This is a genomic window from Kiloniellales bacterium, assembly GCA_030066685.1.
Classification (GTDB): Bacteria; Pseudomonadota; Alphaproteobacteria; order Kiloniellales; family JAKSBE01; genus JAKSBE01.
Genome location: JASJBF010000055.1, coordinates 1 through 16,143, shown reverse-complemented (window position 1 = coordinate 16,143; position 16,143 = coordinate 1). Strand labels below are relative to the sequence as shown.

The window sequence follows — 16,143 nt, the reverse complement described above, 5'->3', positions numbered from 1 at the left end:
TCAGACCCCCTTGCGCAGGTCGACCACCAGGGCGTTGATCAGCAGCGCGATGCCGATCAGCGAGCCGAAGAACAGCAGGTGGCGCAGGTCGATCACGCCCTGTGAGATCGCCTGGTAGTTCGACAGGAAGGAGAAGGACCCGACGGCGTCGGCGAAGAAGCCGGGGGTCCAGGCGCGCAGGAAGTTCTGCACCAGCTCGATCCCGGCCAGGTTGAAGACGAAGCAGACCGCGGCGGCGAGCACGAAGGCGATGACCTGGTTGCGGGTCACCGCCGAGAGGCAGGCGCCGATCGCCAGGTAAGACCCGGCCATCAGCCAGCTGCCCAGGTAGGTCGCCAGGATCACCCCGTTGTCCGGGCTGCCCAGGACGTTGACCGTGATCCAGATCGGGAAGGTCAGCGAGAGGGCGATGCCGGCGAAGGCCCAGGCGGCGAGGAACTTGCCGGCCACGGCCTGGGCGGTGGAGACCGGCAGGGTCATCAGGAACTCGATGGTCCCGGTCTTGCGCTCCTCGGCCCAGAGCCGCATCGCCACCGCCGGGATCAGGAAGAGGTAAAGCCAGGGGTGGAACAGGAAGAAGGCCTGGAGGTCGGCCTGGCCGCGCTGAAAGAAGCCGCCGAGGTAGAAGGTCAGCGCGCCGGACAGCATCAGGAAGATGGTGATGAAGACATAGGCCAGCGGGCTGGTGAAGTAGCCGGCCAGCTCGCGCCTCAGGATCGCCAGTGTGCCGGCCATGGCTCAGCGCTCCGCGGTCAGGCTGCGGAAGACGTCGTCGAGCCGGCCGCGCTCGCGCTGGATCTCGGCGGCGCCGATGTTGCCGTCGGCCAGGGCGTTGGTCACCACCGCCTCCAGGTCGCGCGCGTCGACGTCCTCGAACTGAACCACCAGGTTGGCCCGGCCGTTGAGCGCGCTCCTGTCGATGAAGCGCAGCTTTGCGCTGCTCAGCACCGAGACGGTGTCGGCCATCTGCTCGGCGCCGATCCGGACCCGCACCGCGCCGTTGTAGGCCGAGCGGGCGAGCAGGGCCTCCGGCGTCTCGTCGGCGACCAGGCGGCCCCGGGCGATGACGATGGCCCGTGTGCAGAGCGCCTCGATCTCCTCCAGGATGTGGGTCGAGATCACGATCGCCTTGTCGCCGGCCAGCTCATTCAGCAGGCTGCGCACCTCGTGCTTCTGGTTCGGGTCCAGGCCGTCGGTCGGCTCGTCGAGGATCAGGACCTCCGGGTCGTGGAGGATCGCCTGGGCGATGCCGACCCGACGCTTGAAGCCCTTGGACAGGGTGTCGATCGGCCGGTGCGCGACCTCTTCCAGCATCAGGCTGGCGACCGCCTTGTCGATCCGTCGGGCCTTCTCCGGACCGGCGAAGCCGCGGATCCGGGCCACGAAGTCGAGCAGTTCCATCGGGGTCATGTCGCCGTAGAGCGGCGCGCCCTCGGGCAGGTAGCCGACCCGGCGCTTCACCTCGATCGCTTCGCGGGTCACCTCGTGACCGCAGACCACGGCGCTGCCCGAGGTCGGCGGCAGGAAGCCGGTGACCATCCGCATGGTCGTGGTCTTGCCGGAGCCGTTCGGCCCGAGGAAGCCGAGCACCTCGCCGCGCGTGACGGCAAAGGTCATGTCGTCGACCGCGGTCAGGCGGCCGAAGCGCTTGGTCAGGTTCCGGAGTTCGAGCAGCTGGTCTTTGTTCATCGCGTCGCTGTCTCAAGCGTTCTCTGAAAAACGATCGTGACGGCGTTGCCTGGTTGCGAGGATTCGAGCTCCCGGCTTCGCGGGGAAGCCGCTGCGCGGGGCTATATAAGCAACCTCCGCGCCGTTGAAAAGCCCCTTGCCGGCCCCGCAGGGATGGCGCGGCTGCCGGGGCGCAGGGCCGGCGCGGCCGGCCGCTGCGGGGTCACGGAATACTCACCTCGGTTCCCTTGCGGTTTGCAGCGACGAGTCGCAGAATGATCGCCTCCTAACAGGGTGACGACGGACCGGCTGGTGCCGGCCGGATCGGCCCGAAGGCTCGGGAAAAGTCGACACCGCGCCCGTTTCGAAGGTGCGGATCTCGCCGCTGGCCGCATCTCGCGGCGGCGGCGAAGTGCGGCAGCCTCTGCGCAGGCGCGGCTGCCGGCGAGACTAGGGGTGCCCAGGCAGGGCCGATACAGAGCCGAAGGGAGGCAATCACACCATGCTGCAGATAAGCAGGGACGACCTCGTCAAAGCCTATACCCAGATGTGCACGATCCGGGAGTTCGAGGAACGCGTGCACACCGAGTTTGCCGGCGGCGGCATTCCCGGGTTCGTTCACCTCTATGCCGGGGAAGAGGCCTCCGGCGTCGGGGTCTGCATGCACCTGGACGACAAGGACTGCATCGGATCCACCCACCGCGGCCACGGCCACTGCATCGCCAAGGGCTGCGACCCCATCGCGATGATGAAGGAGATCTACGGGCGCAAGGACGGCCTCTGCGGCGGCAAGGGCGGCTCCATGCACATCGCCGACCTCTCCAAGGGCATGATGGGCGCCAACGGCATCGTCGGCGGCGGCCCGCCCCTGATCTGCGGCGCTGCGCTGACCGCCAAGACGCTCAAGACCGGCGGCGTCGCGGTCTGCTTCGTCGGCGACGGCGGCTCCAACCAGGGCACCACCCTGGAGTCCTACAACCTGGCGAAGGTCTGGAACCTGCCGGCGGTCTTCGTGGTCGAGGACAACGGCTATGCCGAATCCACCGCCGCGGTCTGGTCGGTCGGCGGCAGCCAGGTGCAGCGCGCCGAGGCCTTCGGCATGCCGGGGGTCCAGGTCGACGGCCACGACTTTTTCGCGGTCTACGAGGCGGCGGGCGAGGCGATCTCGCGGGCGCGCGACGGCGGCGGGCCGAGCCTGATCCACGTGGAGCTGAACCGCTACTACGGCCACTTCGAAGGCGACGCCCAGACCTACCGCGGCGAGGGCGAGGTCGAGAAGCTGCGCGACAGCATCGACTGCCTCAAGGCCTTCCGGCAGCGGGTGACCGAGACCGGCCTCCTGGAGCCGGCCCAGCTCGACGAGATCGAGGCCGAGGCCAAGGCGCTGATCGACAAGGCGGTCGCGGACTCCGTGGCGGCCCCGGCACCGACCGAAGCCGACCTGCTGACCGACGTCTACGTGAAATACTGAGCGCGGGAGGGAAACGAGATGGCCAAGAAATCATTCCGTCAGGCGATCAACGAGGCCCTGGCACAGGAGATGCGCCGCGATCCCACCGTGGTGGTGATGGGCGAGGACAACGCCGGCGGCATGGGCGCGCCGGGCGAGGACGACGCCTGGGGCGGCGTGCTCGGCGTGACCAAGGGCCTGATGCCCGAGTTCGGGCGCGAGCGCGTGCTCGACACGCCGATCAGCGAGAGCGCCTTCATCGGCGCCGCCGCCGGCGCGGCGGCCACCGGCCTGCGGCCGGTCGCGGAGCTGATGTTCGTGGACTTCATGGGGGTCTGCTTCGACCAGATCTTCAACCAGGCCGGCAAGTTCCGCTACATGTTCGGCGGCAAGGCGGTGACCCCGATGGTGGTGCGCACCATGTTCGGCGCCGGCTTCCGCGCGGCCAGCCAGCACAGCCAGTGCCTCTATCCGATCTTCACCCACACACCGGGCCTCAAGGTGGTGATCCCGTCGTCGCCCTACGAGGCCAAGGGCCTGATGATCCAGTCGATCCGCGACGACGACCCGGTGGTCTTCTTCGAGCACAAGGTCATGTACGACGACGAGGAGGAGGTGCCGGACGAGCCCTACACCATCCCCTTCGGCGAGGCCAACATCACCCGCGAGGGCGACGACGTCACCATCGTGGCGATTGGCCGCATGGTCGGCTTCGCCAATGGTGTCGCCGACAAGCTCGAGGGCGAGGGCATCGGCTGCACGGTGATCGATCCGCGGACCACCTCGCCGCTGGACGAGGACTCGATCCTCGAGAGCGTCGAGGAGACCGGCCGCCTGGTGGTGGTCGACGAGTCCAACCCGCGCTGCAACCTGGCGACCGACATCGCCGCGCTCGCGGCGGAGAACGTCTTCGACGCCCTCAAGGCGCCGATCCGCAAGGTCACGCCGCCGCACACCCCGGTGCCCTTCGCGCCTGAGCTCGAGGACCTCTACATCCCGACGCCGGAAAAGATCGAAGCGGCGGTGCGCGACGTCGCGGGCCATCAGGCATGAGCGGGGACATCCAGGCCATCACCATGCCCAAGTGGGGCCTCGCGATGGAGGAGGGCATGGTGGTCGCCTGGCATGTCGAGCCGGGCAGCGAGGTCGCCGCGGGCGACGACCTGCTCGACATCGAGACGACCAAGATCACCAACGTCTTCGAGGCGCCGGTGGGCGGGCTCCTGCGGCGGCAGATCGTCGCCGCGGGCGAGACCGTGCCGGTCGGCGCCCTCCTGGGCGTGGTCGCCGATTCCGCGGTCGAGGACGGCGCGATCGACGCCTTCGTCGCCCGCTTCGAGGAGAGCTTCGAGGTCCAGGCCAAGGAGGCCGCGGCGGCGGCGCCGGAGACCCAGGTGATCGAGGTCGCCGGCCAACCGCTGGCCTACCTGCGGCTGGGCGAGGCCGAGGGCACACCCCTGGTCCTGGTCCACGGCTTCGGCGGCGACATCAACAACTGGCTCTTCAACATGCCGAGCCTGGCCGAGAGCCACGGCGTCTACGCCCTCGACCTGCCCGGCCACGGCAAGTCGGGCAAGGATGCCGACAAGGCCAGCCTGGAGGCTCTAGCCGAGACGCTGGCCGGCTTCATGGCCGCCGCCGGGATCGAGGACGCCCACCTGGTCGGCCATTCCCTGGGCGGGGCCATCGCCCTGCAGCTCGCGCTGGCCCGTCCGGCCCTGGTCGCCAGCCTGACCCTGATCGCGCCGGCCGGCTTCGGCCCGGAAGTCAACGCCGACTACGTCGAGGGCTTCATCGCGGCCGAGCGGCGCAAGGAGATGAAGAGCCTGCTGGGGATGCTCTTCGCCGATCCGGAGCTGGTCAGCCGCGACATGGTCAACGACCTCTTGAAGTACAAGCGCCTGGACGGCGTCACCACGGCCCTGCGGGCGATCGCCGATGCGGTCTTTCCGGAGGGCCGTCAGGCCGGCGTGCTCAGCCCGCGGCTGGCCGAGCTCGCGGTGCCTCTGCAGGTGATTTGGGGGGCCGAGGACCGGATCGTCCCGGCCTCCCACGCCGCCGACCTGCCGGACAAGGTCCGGGTGCACCTGCTCGAGGGGGTCGGCCACATGCCCCAGATGGAGGCGGCCGGCGAGGTCAACCGCCTGATCGGGGAGTTTCTGTCGGCTTAGGGGAACAAGAGCAAACAACGGACAAAACGACCGCCGAAAACGGCGGCGTCGGAAGCTTGCGTCCTACCGGACGGATCTCAGCCCTCCGGAGGACCACAAACGGGGAGGAATTCGTCCATGTTTTTTGTGCCCAGGAACGCGATCTACAAGCGAGTCAGCCGGCGGAAGTTTCTCGAGCTCGGTGGGGGGGTGGCGACGGCGCTCGGCGCCGGCTCCATCGCCGTCGGCCTCAACTCGGTGATCTCGCGGACGCCGGTCTACGCGGCGTCCTCCGACGACGCCAAGTGGAAGCAGTACGCGGGCTCCAAGCTGGTCTTCATGTCCGAGAACACGCCGCCCTCCTTCGCCATCCGCGACAATCTAGAGGAGTTCGTCAACCTGACCGGGATCGAGGTCGAGATCCTGACCGACGACCTGCCGGTGGTGCAGCAGAAAGTCGGCATCGACCTGCGCGGCGGCCAGGCCGATTTCCACCTGAACTACGTGCAGGACAAGCCGATCGGCTCGCCCTTTGCCGACTTCTACGCCGACCTGACCCCGATGCTGGGCGACGAGACCCTGCCGCAGGATCCGGAGGGCTACGGCGAGGACGTCTGGTTCGAGAACTACCGCGACGCCTGCGGCGTCTACTACACGCGCGACCGCCTGGTCGCCTTTCCCTATGACTGCGCGGTGGCCTGCACCTTCTACCGGCAGGACCTCTACGAGAAGCACAGCAAGGACTTTGAGGCGGACTACGGCTACCGGCTGGAGTTCACCAGCGGCACCACCTGGAAGAACGTCCGCGACTTCGCGGAGTTCTTCAAGAAGCTGCGCGACGGCGGGGCGGACGTCCCCTACGGCTATGCCCAGCACCACGGCTCCTTCGCCTGGACGACCCAACTCGACATTCAGCGCATGCTGTTCTCGCACGGCCGCTGGATCGACTTCGAGGTCGACGACAAGCTGGGCAGCAAGGAGCCGGGACCGGCCAATTGGGGCGACCAGCAATCGATCCTGGTCATGGAGAAGTTCCGCGAGCAGGCCGAGGTCTGCCATCCGGACAACCTCGCCAACGGCACCCTGGAACTGAACACCGTCTACCAGGCCGGGCAGATCGCGATGCAGGTGCAGTACCACGAGTTCGCGGCCTCGGTCGAGGACGATTCGACGTCGGTCGCGGCGGGCGGCAAGACGGCCTATGGACCCTGCCCGGCCGGCGAGCCGGAGTGGATCGCCGGCGACGGCCAAGCGGTCAACGGCTGCAACTGCGGCATCGGCGGCATCGGCATCAATGGCAACGCTTCCGAGGATTTGCAGCGGGCCGCCTACATCTTCGCGATCTGGGCGACCTCGAAGAACACCCAGTTCGAGGTCTTGAAGGGCGTCGGCGGGACGCCGACCCGCAAGTCGGTGATGGAGATCCCCGAGGTGGCGAAGGCCCGCCAGCGGCCGACGGCCATGCCCAACGCGCTGACCTTCGATGCGGTCTACGATTACGGGATCAAGGATCCGCACTTCGTGCTGGGTCCCAAGATCCCGGAGGCCAACGAGTACCACAACATCATCGCGACCGAGACCCAGCGCTGCGTTTCCGGCCAAACCGGCGCGAAGGAGGCCTGCGAGGCCATCAAGCAGCAGCTCGACGACCTTCACGACATCTGAGGAGAAGGGCCCGGGGCCTCGGTCCCGGGCCGTCGCGTTGCGGCCGGAGCCGCGCGCAGGAGCTGCGAGCTTGGGGGAGGGCGATGCCAGGGCCGGATACAGCGGCCGCCACGGGGACGGCGGTCATCCAGGGGGAAAGCTTCCAGGTGCGGCGGGTCGACTACGATCCGCCGGCCCTCAACCCGCCGCCCTCGCGGCGCTACTACTTCTATCTCATGGCCCCGGCGGTCGTGATCCTCGCCTGCATCACGATCTATCCCTTTCTTTGGCTGATCTACATGAGCCTGCACAAGGTCGGCCTGGGGGCCGAGGCCGACCGCTGGAACGACTTCAAGAACTACATCCGCCTGACCCGGGATTCGAAGTACCTGATGGGCTGGGTCCTGCTGGCCAAGTACAGCTTCATGTGCCTGGCGCTCGAGGTCGGCCTCGGGGTCCTGTTGGCGGTGCTCCTCAACAACGCGCGCTACGAGAAGGTCCTGGTCACGATCTTCCTGATGCCGATGATGATGGCGCCGGTGATCGCCGGGCTGGTCTGGTACTACCTCTACAACGGCACCTTCGGCTGGTACCACTGGCTCTTCCAATCGGTCGGCCTGCTGGGCGAGACTTCGATCCTGGGTAGTCCGGACACCGCGATGATCGGCATCGTGGTGGTCGACGTCTGGCAGTGGACGCCGCTGATCACCCTGATCACCCTGGCCGGCTTGAAACGCGTGCCCCAGGACCAGCTGGAGGCCAACATGGTCGACGGCGCCGGGGCGCTGCGCAACTTCATCTCGATCACGCTGCCCAACCTCTATCCCTTCCTGCTGATCGCGATCCTGCTGCGCTTCATGGACAACTTCCGCTTCATCGATGCTGTCCTCGTCTTGACCGGCGGCGGGCCAGCCAATGCGACCAAGATCCTGCCGACCTACCTCTTCGACGTCTCCTTCCAGTTCTTCAAGCTGGGCCGCGGCGCCGCCATCGCCTTCACCCTGCTGGTCGTCACCATCCTCCTCGGCCTAATCCTGGTGAAGGTCTTCCAGGACCCTTCGCAGAAGCTGGCCGACAGGAAGAGTGAAGGAGGCTGAGGGGCGGGCCATGGCTTCACGCGACGTCGTCCAGTACCACACGCCGGCCAAGCGCCTGCTGCACTTGCTCTCGGTGGCCTTTCTCGTGGCCTACCTGGTCTGGACCGTGCTGCCGCTGATCGTGATGTTCGTGTCCTCCTTCAAGGACCTGCTGGCCGCCTTCCAGGTTCCACCGCCGGGGGACTGGTCGGGCCTCGCCCTGTTCTTCGACTTCGAGCCGACCCTCAAGCACTACCTGAACCTCTTCGTGCAGCTGAACTTCGGCACCTACCTGGTACACAGCCTAGTGGCCTCGCTGGGGTCCGCCGTGGTCTCGGTGGTCTTCGGCTCGATGTGCGCCTACAGCCTTTCCAGGATCGAGTTCAAGGGGAAGAAGGACTTCTTCTTCTGGATCATCTCGACCCGCATGGCGCCGGTGGTGGCCGTGATGGTGCCGCTCTACGCGATCTTCCGGACGGTCGACCTGGTCGGCACCCTGCCCGGCCTGATCCTGGCCTATACGACCTTCAACCTGCCCTTCGCAATCTGGATTCTGAAGGGCTTCTTCGACAACGTGCCCTACGCCATCGAGGAGGCGGCGCTCTGCGACGGCTGCAACCGTTTGCAGGCCTTTCGCGAGATCCTGCCGCTGGTCGCGCCCGGCATCGGGGCTTTCGTCGTGCTCTGCGTGCTCTTCGCCTGGAACGACTTCCTCTTCGCCTCGATCATCGGCAGCGGCGGCGCCAAGACCCTGCCGGTGGCGACCCGCGAGCTGGTGCAGCCGCAGAACATCCAGTGGGGCAGCATCATGGCGGCCGGGGTGGTGACCACCCTGCCGATGATGTTCCTGGGCCTGCTGATCCGCCGCTACCTGGTGACCGGTCTGACCATGGGCGCGGTCCGGGAGTAGCCGGCGGCAAGAGGGAGGACGAGAAACCTTGGCATCGGTAAGCATCAGCAACGTCTGGAAGTACTACGGCAGGACCGTCGCCGTGCGCGACCTGAGCCTGGAGTGCCCGGACAACGAGTTTCTTTGCGTCCTCGGCCCCTCGGGCTGCGGCAAGTCCTCTACCCTGCGCATGCTGGCGGGCCTGGAGCACATCACCGCGGGCGAGATCCGCTTCGGCGAACAGCGGGTCAACGAGCTGGCGCCCAAGGACCGCGACATCGCGATGGTCTTCGAGAACTACGCGCTCTACCCCCACAAGACCGTCTTCGACAACATCGCCAACCCGCTGCGCCTGCGCCGGGTCGACGCGACAACCACCAAGGACAAGGTGACCCGCGCCGCCGCCATGCTGGAGATCGACCACCTGCTGGACCGCAAGCCGGCCCAGCTCAGCGGCGGGCAGAAGCAGCGGGTCGCGATCGGCCGGGCCATCGTCCGCGAGCCGGCGCTCTTCCTCTTCGACGAGCCCATCGCCCATCTGGATGCCAAGCTGCGCGCCCACATGCGCGGCGAGCTGAAGCACATGCAGCGCAGCCTGGGCACCACGACGATCTACGTCACCCACGACCAGCTGGAAGCCCTCTCAATGGGCGACCGCATCGCGGTCATGCACGAAGGCGTCTTGCAGCAGCTCGGCACGCCTTCGGAGATCTACAACCATCCGATCAACGAATGGGTCGCCAGCTTCGTCGGCGAGCCGCCGATGAACTTCCTGGACTGCGTGCTGGAGCGTTCCGCCGACCGCTTGGCGCTGCGCCACAACGGCTTCGCGCTGCCGCTCACCGCCGAGCAGGGGCGCCTTCTGGGCGGCGCAGCGGACTCCGCCGGTCTGCGGATGGGAATCCGCCCGGACGATGTCGGAATCTCCATGAACCCGGCGGCCGAGGGCGCCGTCGAGGCCAGCATCTTCGTGACCGAGCTCCTGGGCAGCGACATGCTGGTCGAGGTCGAGCTCGGCGACACCCGGGTCCAGGTCAAGACCACCCCGGACTTCCAGGGGGCCATCGGCGAGCGCTGCTTCCTGACCTTCGATACCCGCCGCTGGCACACCTTCTCGCGCGAGGACGGCCAGGCCTACTTCTAGGGCGTTGTATCCGATCAGACGGAATTGCTTCGCGCGCCATTAAATGGGTCAGTATCAAGGCTCCTTGGTGCAACGCCCTGATCTCAAAGTGTTAGCGCACTACACCTAGGGCATTATCCGATCAGATGGAATCGCTCTGCGATCCATCTGGTCGGATGTAATGCCCGAACTTCAAGGTATTGGCGCACTACTCCCGGCCAGACGCGAACGCGTCTGATCGGGAAGTGCGCTAGCCAGACGCAAAGGCATCCGGTCGGGACGTGCGCTCAGCTTGCCCTGCGCTCGGGCCCCGGCGATCGAGCCGGGCCGCCGCCTTGGGCCATTAGCGATATATTTGCAGATTCGGTGCCCTAATCCTCCCCTGGTTTTCGAGGGACGCGGGGGAGCGCACTCATGCCGCACAACAAGGGCAGCAGACTGGGGCCGGTCGGGCTCTGGCTGCTTCTGGGAATCCTGCTGCTCGGCGGCATGGGCGTGGGCGTGGTCCTGGCCAAGATCCTGGCTCCCGGCTCGGCCTTCGCGCAGCTCGTCGGCCTGGTGATGCTGCCGCTCTGCCTCGCCGTCGGGATGTCGAGCTGGTACGCCGCGGCCTCGACCCACGTCTGGAACGGCCTCGCCGAGGCCATGTTCCAGGCCTTCTCCGGCAAGGACTTCGACCAGGCGGTCGACGACTCCATGCGTGCCCTGCCCTTCGAGGGCGAGGCCCTGCCCGGCACCTACGTCTTCCTGCCGGTCTCCCTTGTGATCTCCCTGATCGCCGGCGGCCTGGTCGGCCTGACCTCGGCCTCGGTCGGCTTCCTGCCGGCCCTGGGCGTCATGGCGCTGGTTGGCCTCGGCTACGGCGTCCTGCTTCGCACCCTGGCCCGCAACTGCTACCTCCCGATCCCCGGCGCGGCCTGACCCCGGCAACAAAATTCGCTCTAGGCCGTAGCCAGCCGCTTCACGCGCTCGAGCGCGGCCTGCGAGAGCTCTTGGGCTTTCAGCAGAACCGCCTCGGAGGCGGCGGCGCTGGCCACGGCGTCGTAGAATGTGAAGGCGCTTTCGCACGCCGCGAGCAAGTGGCGTCGCAGGCCGGCTCTGTCCTTGGCCGGGGTGTCGCCTTTCTGACCGGCTTGTGCGAGGCGTGCCAGCGCCTCGGCCAGTGCCCCGCCGGGCTCGCCGGCCCCGCCGCGCGCGCGTTGCAGCGTTTCGACCTGCCGTCGCGTCGCCTCGAGACTGGCAGACAAGAGGGGGTCCGCCTTCATCGCTTCGGCCAGGTGACGGGCGAGCGCTTCCTCGACGACCAGCGCCGCCGCGATCAGGTCGGCCAGGGTTTCGACCAGAGCCGGCGGAGGATAGGGCTCGGCCGCCGGGCTTCGGCGCTCGACCCGGTAGGCACGCCGGCGTTCCCTGCGCAGACCGGCGGCCCGCAGGAGCTCCTCCTCCGCACGCCTCTCGGCAGCGGCGCGCGCGGCCGGATCTTGCGCCGCCGCCGCCAGGTAGCTGTAGAGCGCGAAGCAGCGTTGGGCGAGGGCCACGGCAAAGGCGAGCACCTTGTAAGGTGTCAGGCCCGCTCGATTGCAAACGGCCGTTTCCTCCTCTGCAAAGAGCTGCGGCCAGGAATCCTCGGGTAACCGCACGGCAGCGGTTTCCTCGCCGCTGAGCCGGCCGGCCCTTTCGGCATGGTCCTCGGCAATCCGGCCGAGCAGGGAAGGGACTTCGGGCGAGGCGATTCCGCGGGCGTCTTCGGCGAAGGCCAGGTAGCGCCGTGCGGCCTCGCGCTCCAGGGCGCGGGCGAGCGCAGCCACCTCCCCGGCCGTGCGGGGCTCGGGCAGCTCGGCCAGAAACCTTTCGCCACGACCGCGCACGGAGGATCGCCCCTCTTCCAGAGTGGCAGTCTTCGTACCACGTCGCCGGGACCGCCAAAATTGATCTTGGTCAAGGCAGGCAGGTGCCGCGTGAGCGACCTTACGCCACCGATGATGACCTCATGTGGCAAGCAAGTGAACGGGCACGGTGGTGCGCGACGAGCGGCAATCTGGAGACCTGGACCGCGAGAGCCGGAGAGCGCCGGCGCAGTTTGCCTGCCTTTGGGGCCTGCTGGTTCTGTTGCTCGTCGTCCAGCTCTGCCTGTCGCCTGGCGCGCTCGCGGCCGAAAACCTCGGCCGTCTGGTCAAGCAACCCGACCTGAAGGCGCTCCTGCCCACGGCGGATCGCTTCGAGCCCTCTGAAGAGACTCCGCCGGTCCTGCGTGCCTACAAGGGCGACGAACTCCTCGGCTATGTGTTTCTCAATTCGGATTTCGTGGGTGCGGTCGGCTACTCCGGCAAGCCGATCCACGTCGCGGTGGCACTCGACCAAAAAGGCGTGATCCGCGCGGCGCGGCTGGTCGAGCACAGCGAGCCGATCGTCCTGATCGGCATTCCGGAGCGGAAGATCACGGCGGTGATCGAGGGCTATGTCGGCCTCGATGTCGGCGCATTCGTCCGTGGGGCCTCCGATCACCGGGTCGATATCGTGAGCGGCGCCACCGTCACCGTGATGGTGATCGACGACAGCATCCTGCGTGCCGCGATCAAGGTGTCGCGCCGCCATGGCTTGGGTGGCTTGAAGCCGCTGGCCGAAACCGCAGAGGGACCGCGCCGGGTCATCGACGAGAGCGTGACCGGGGCCGAGGACTGGACCGGCCTGACCGGCGACGGTTCCGTGCGGCGCCTGCTGCTCACGGTCGGCGACGTCAACCAGGCCTTCGAGCAGTCGGGCGACCTGGCGGCCGCGCAGCGCCCGGAAGACGGCCGGCCCGAGGCGACCTACATCGAGCTCTTCGCCGCCCTGGTCTCGATCCCGAGCATCGGCCGCAGCCTGCTCGGCGCGGCCGAGTACGCCAACCTTCAGAAACGCCTGAAGCCGGGCGAGCAGGCGATTCTGCTGGCCGCCCAGGGGCTCTATTCCTTCAAGGGCTCCGGCTACGTGCGCGGCGGGATCTTCGACCGCTTCCAGGTGATTCAGGGCGACCGCTCGATCCGCTTCCGCGACCGCACGCACAAGCGGCTGCGCAGAGTCGCCGCGGCCGGCGCGCCGAAGCTCAAGGAGGTCGACCTCTTCCGGATTCCGGCGGACATGAATTTCGACCCGGCCGCGCCCTGGCGGCTCGAGCTTCTGGTGCAGCGCGCCACGGGACCGACGAAGAAGGCCTTCCTGACCTTCGACCTCAGCTACACCCCGCCCGACAAGTATTTCAAGGCGGAGCCCGCCGGCGCGGCGGAGACTTCGGAAGAGGGGCCTGAAGCCGCGACGCCGGGGCTGGCCGGGGGTCCCCTCTGGCAGCGGCTCTGGCGCCAGAAGATCGTCGAGATCGTCGTGCTGACGGTCGCGTTGACGGCCGTGACCGTCCTGTTCTTCTGGCAGAACTGGGTGGCGAGACGGCCGCGGCTCACCGAAGGCCTGCGGATCGGAACCCTGGTGTTCACGCTCTTCGGTCTCGGCTTCTACGCCAACGCCCAGCTTTCCGTCGTCAACGTCATGACCTTCTCCAACGCGCTGATTACGGACTTCAGCTGGGACTATTTCCTGATGGAGCCCCTGATCTTCATCCTCTGGTGCGCGGTTGCGATGGGGCTGCTGTTCTGGGGGCGCGGTCCCTTCTGCGGCTGGTTCTGCCCTTTCGGCGCCTTGCAGGAACTGCTGAACCGTGCCGCCAAGCTGGTCCGGATTCCGCAGGTCAGCGTGCCGTGGTGGCTGCACGAGCGCCTCTGGCCGCTCAAGTACATGATCTTCCTGGCGCTCTTCGGGGTCTCCTTCCACTCCCTGGCCTGGGCCGAGCAACTGGCCGAGGTCGAGCCCTTCAAGACCGCGATCGTGCTCAAGTTCCAGCGCGGCTGGCCCTACGTCCTTTTCGCCGTCGCCCTGCTGGTCGTCGGCCTTTTCATCGAGCGTTTCTACTGCCGCTACCTTTGCCCGCTGGGCGCGGCCCTCGCCATCCCGGGCCGGATCCGGATGTTCGAGTGGCTGAAGCGCTACCGCGAGTGCGGCGCGCCCTGCCAGCGTTGCGCCAACGACTGCATGGTGCAGGCGATCCACCCGGAGGGACAGATCAATCCCAACGAATGCCTCTACTGCCTGCACTGCCAGACCCTCTACCAGGACGACCAGCGTTGTCCGGTGATGATCCAGCGGCGGCTCAAGCGCGAGCGCCGCGAGGCCTTGGCCTCGAAGAGCCTGTCGACGCCAAAGCCCGTGGCGGCCGAAGCGTCGAAGACCCTGGCGGACTTCATGCCGGGTTGAACGACCGAAACCATCTGAGCGGCGGAAGCCGAAGAAGAGGAGCAGAGAGATGACGGAGCAGAAAAAGGAAGCGCAAGGGGTCTCACGACGGGGCCTGCTCGGCGGAACCGCGAAGGCCGCCACCCTCGCCGGCCTGGGCGGTGCGGCGGCGGCGGCCGGTGTCGGCGGTCTCGTGGGCGGCGGCGCCTTTGCGCCCAAAGCCGCGAAGGCGGCCGAGGCCCATGTCGGACCCGGCGACCTGGACGAGTACTACGGCTTCTGGAGCAGCGGCCAGACCGGCGAGGTGCGCATCCTGGGGATCCCCTCGATGCGCGAGCTGATGCGGATCCCGGTCTTCAACCGCTGCTCGGCAACAGGCTGGGGCCAGACCAACGAGAGCCTGAAGGTCCTGACCGAGGGTCTGCTGCCCGAGACCAGGGAATACCTGGCCGCGCACGGCGGGGTCTGGCACAACGGCGACGCCCACCATCCGCACATGTCCTTCACCGACGGGACCTACGACGGGCGCTATCTCTTCATCAACGACAAGGCCAACACCCGGGTCGCCCGGATCCGTTGCGACGTGATGAAGTGCGACAAGATCGTCGAGATCCCCAACGCCGCCGACATCCACGGCATGCGGCCGCAGAAGTTCCCGCGCACGGGCTACATCTTCGCGAACGGCGAGCATCGGATCCCGATTCCCAACGACGGGCAGATCCTCGACGACCCGGAGAAGTACGCCTCGGTCTTCACCGCGCTCGACGGCGACAGCATGGAGGTCGCCTGGCAGGTCATCGTCGACGGCAACCTCGACAACTGCGACGCCGACTACCAGGGCCTCTATGCCTTCTCGACCTGCTACAACAGCGAGGAAGGCGTCACCCTGGCCGAGATGACCGCCAACGAGCAGGACTGGGCGGTGGTCTTCGACATCAAGCGCATCGAGGCCGCGGTCGCCAATGGCGAGGCCGAGGAGATCAGTGGCGTGCCGGTCCTCGACGGCCGCAAGGGCTCGGCCTTCACCCGCTACATCCCGATCTCCAACAGCCCGCACGGCTGCAACACCGCCCCGGACGGCCGGCACGTCGTGATCAACGGCAAGCTCTCGCCGACGGTCTCGGTCATCGACGTGACCAAGCTGCCCGATGTCTTCGACGACAAGATCGAGCCGCGCGGCTGCATCGTCGCCGAGCCGGAACTAGGCCTCGGCCCGCTGCACACCGCCTTCGACGACAAGGGCAACTGCTACACCACCCTGTTTCTGGACAGCCAGGTGGCCAAGTGGAGCATGGAGAAGGCGATTCAGGCCTTCAACGGCGAATCGGTCGACCCGATCCTCCAGAAGGTCGACGTCCAGTACCAGCCCGGCCACAACCACAGCTCCATGGGCGAGACCAAGGAGTCCGACGGCAAGTGGCTGGTGTCGCTGAACAAGTTCTCCAAGGACCGCTTCCTCAACGTCGGTCCGTTGAAGCCCGAGAACGAGCAGCTGATCGACATCTCGGGCGACGAGATGAAGGTGGTCCACGACGGGCCGACCTTCGCCGAGCCGCACGACTGCATTATCGTGCGTGCCGATGTCGTCAATCCCCTGCCGGTCTGGGAGCGCAACGACCCGATGTGGGAGGAGGCGCGCAACTGGGCCCAGGAGGACGGCATCGAGCTGGAGGACGCCGCTGACGTGGTGCGCAAGGCGGAGGACAAGGTCCGGGTCTACATGCACTCCGTCGCGCCGAACTTTAGCCTGGAGAAGTTCACGGTCAAGCAGGGCGACGAGGTCACGATCGTCATCACCAACATCGACGACGTCGACGACCTGACCCACGGCTTCACCCTGGCCAACTACGGCGTCGCCTTCGAGATCGGCCCGCAGGCGA

At 67.3% G+C, this 16,143-nt stretch carries 13 protein-coding genes; 10 read left to right on the top strand and 3 right to left on the bottom strand.

From position 1 onward, the window contains the following. Positions 1 to 735 (bottom strand): ABC transporter permease subunit, encoded by a 735-nt coding sequence (locus tag QNJ30_26435; protein MDJ0947004.1) that lies wholly within the window; start codon positions 733 to 735, stop codon positions 1 to 3. A 3-nt stretch (positions 736 to 738) separates the two neighbouring features. Further along, a complete protein-coding gene (locus QNJ30_26430; GenBank protein ID MDJ0947003.1) occupies positions 739 to 1,689 on the bottom strand; it encodes an ABC transporter ATP-binding protein in 951 nt (316 codons plus the stop codon). A gap of 481 nt (positions 1,690 to 2,170) precedes the next feature. Between QNJ30_26430 and QNJ30_26425 the strand changes: the two genes are divergently transcribed. From QNJ30_26425 to QNJ30_26390, 8 genes are all read left to right on the top strand, one after another. Next, on the top strand, positions 2,171 to 3,139 hold the full coding sequence (locus QNJ30_26425; GenBank protein ID MDJ0947002.1) for a thiamine pyrophosphate-dependent dehydrogenase E1 component subunit alpha: 969 nt from the start codon (positions 2,171 to 2,173) through the stop codon (positions 3,137 to 3,139). Positions 3,140 to 3,157: 18 nt separating this feature from the next. Then, complete coding sequence (locus QNJ30_26420; GenBank protein ID MDJ0947001.1) at positions 3,158 to 4,171, top strand: alpha-ketoacid dehydrogenase subunit beta; 1,014 nt, start codon at positions 3,158 to 3,160, stop codon at positions 4,169 to 4,171. After that, the gene (locus QNJ30_26415) at positions 4,168 to 5,289 is read left to right on the top strand and encodes an acetoin dehydrogenase dihydrolipoyllysine-residue acetyltransferase subunit (protein ID MDJ0947000.1); all 1,122 of its coding nucleotides are present in this window, start codon (positions 4,168 to 4,170) and stop codon (positions 5,287 to 5,289) included. The genes QNJ30_26420 and QNJ30_26415 overlap by 4 nt, the downstream gene beginning before the upstream one ends. Before the next feature lie 117 nt (positions 5,290 to 5,406). Further along, on the top strand, positions 5,407 to 6,933 hold the full coding sequence (locus tag QNJ30_26410) for an extracellular solute-binding protein (protein ID MDJ0946999.1): 1,527 nt from the start codon (positions 5,407 to 5,409) through the stop codon (positions 6,931 to 6,933). A gap of 83 nt (positions 6,934 to 7,016) precedes the next feature. Continuing rightward, on the top strand, positions 7,017 to 8,009 hold the full coding sequence (locus QNJ30_26405; protein MDJ0946998.1) for a sugar ABC transporter permease: 993 nt from the start codon (positions 7,017 to 7,019) through the stop codon (positions 8,007 to 8,009). Between the two features lie 10 nt (positions 8,010 to 8,019). Continuing rightward, positions 8,020 to 8,898, top strand: coding sequence for a carbohydrate ABC transporter permease (locus tag QNJ30_26400; protein ID MDJ0946997.1), 879 nt, complete (start codon positions 8,020 to 8,022; stop codon positions 8,896 to 8,898). 28 nt (positions 8,899 to 8,926) lie between these two features. Then, positions 8,927 to 10,021, top strand: a complete 1,095-nt coding sequence (locus QNJ30_26395; protein MDJ0946996.1) for an ABC transporter ATP-binding protein — start codon at positions 8,927 to 8,929, stop codon at positions 10,019 to 10,021. A gap of 393 nt (positions 10,022 to 10,414) precedes the next feature. Beyond that, positions 10,415 to 10,921, top strand: coding sequence for a hypothetical protein (locus QNJ30_26390; protein MDJ0946995.1), 507 nt, complete (start codon positions 10,415 to 10,417; stop codon positions 10,919 to 10,921). Between the two features lie 20 nt (positions 10,922 to 10,941). Here QNJ30_26390 and QNJ30_26385 read toward each other — a convergent pair whose 3' ends face one another. After that, positions 10,942 to 11,868 carry a hypothetical protein gene (locus tag QNJ30_26385; protein ID MDJ0946994.1) on the bottom strand — a complete coding sequence of 309 codons (927 nt, stop codon included), beginning with the start codon at positions 11,866 to 11,868 and terminating at the stop codon, positions 10,942 to 10,944. 148 nt (positions 11,869 to 12,016) lie between these two features. Here QNJ30_26385 and QNJ30_26380 point away from each other — a divergent pair, with 148 nt between their 5' ends. Both QNJ30_26380 and nosZ read left to right on the top strand, forming a co-directional pair. Next, positions 12,017 to 14,284, top strand: a complete 2,268-nt coding sequence (locus tag QNJ30_26380) for a 4Fe-4S binding protein (protein ID MDJ0946993.1) — start codon at positions 12,017 to 12,019, stop codon at positions 14,282 to 14,284. Positions 14,285 to 14,333: 49 nt separating this feature from the next. After that, positions 14,334 to 16,143: TAT-dependent nitrous-oxide reductase (gene nosZ / locus QNJ30_26375; protein ID MDJ0946992.1), on the top strand; the 1,810-nt coding region annotated here is incomplete at its 3' end.

Coding starts and splice junctions, on each gene's coding strand:
- QNJ30_26435 (MDJ0947004.1), bottom strand. CDS start 735: ATGGCCGGCACACTGGCGATCCTGAGGCGCGAGCTGGCCGGCTACTTC.
- QNJ30_26430 (MDJ0947003.1), bottom strand. CDS start 1,689: ATGAACAAAGACCAGCTGCTCGAACTCCGGAACCTGACCAAGCGCTTC.
- QNJ30_26425 (MDJ0947002.1), top strand. CDS start 2,171: ATGCTGCAGATAAGCAGGGACGACCTCGTCAAAGCCTATACCCAGATG.
- QNJ30_26420 (MDJ0947001.1), top strand. CDS start 3,158: ATGGCCAAGAAATCATTCCGTCAGGCGATCAACGAGGCCCTGGCACAG.
- QNJ30_26415 (MDJ0947000.1), top strand. CDS start 4,168: ATGAGCGGGGACATCCAGGCCATCACCATGCCCAAGTGGGGCCTCGCG.
- QNJ30_26410 (MDJ0946999.1), top strand. CDS start 5,407: ATGTTTTTTGTGCCCAGGAACGCGATCTACAAGCGAGTCAGCCGGCGG.
- QNJ30_26405 (MDJ0946998.1), top strand. CDS start 7,017: ATGCCAGGGCCGGATACAGCGGCCGCCACGGGGACGGCGGTCATCCAG.
- QNJ30_26400 (MDJ0946997.1), top strand. CDS start 8,020: ATGGCTTCACGCGACGTCGTCCAGTACCACACGCCGGCCAAGCGCCTG.
- QNJ30_26390 (MDJ0946995.1), top strand. CDS start 10,415: ATGCCGCACAACAAGGGCAGCAGACTGGGGCCGGTCGGGCTCTGGCTG.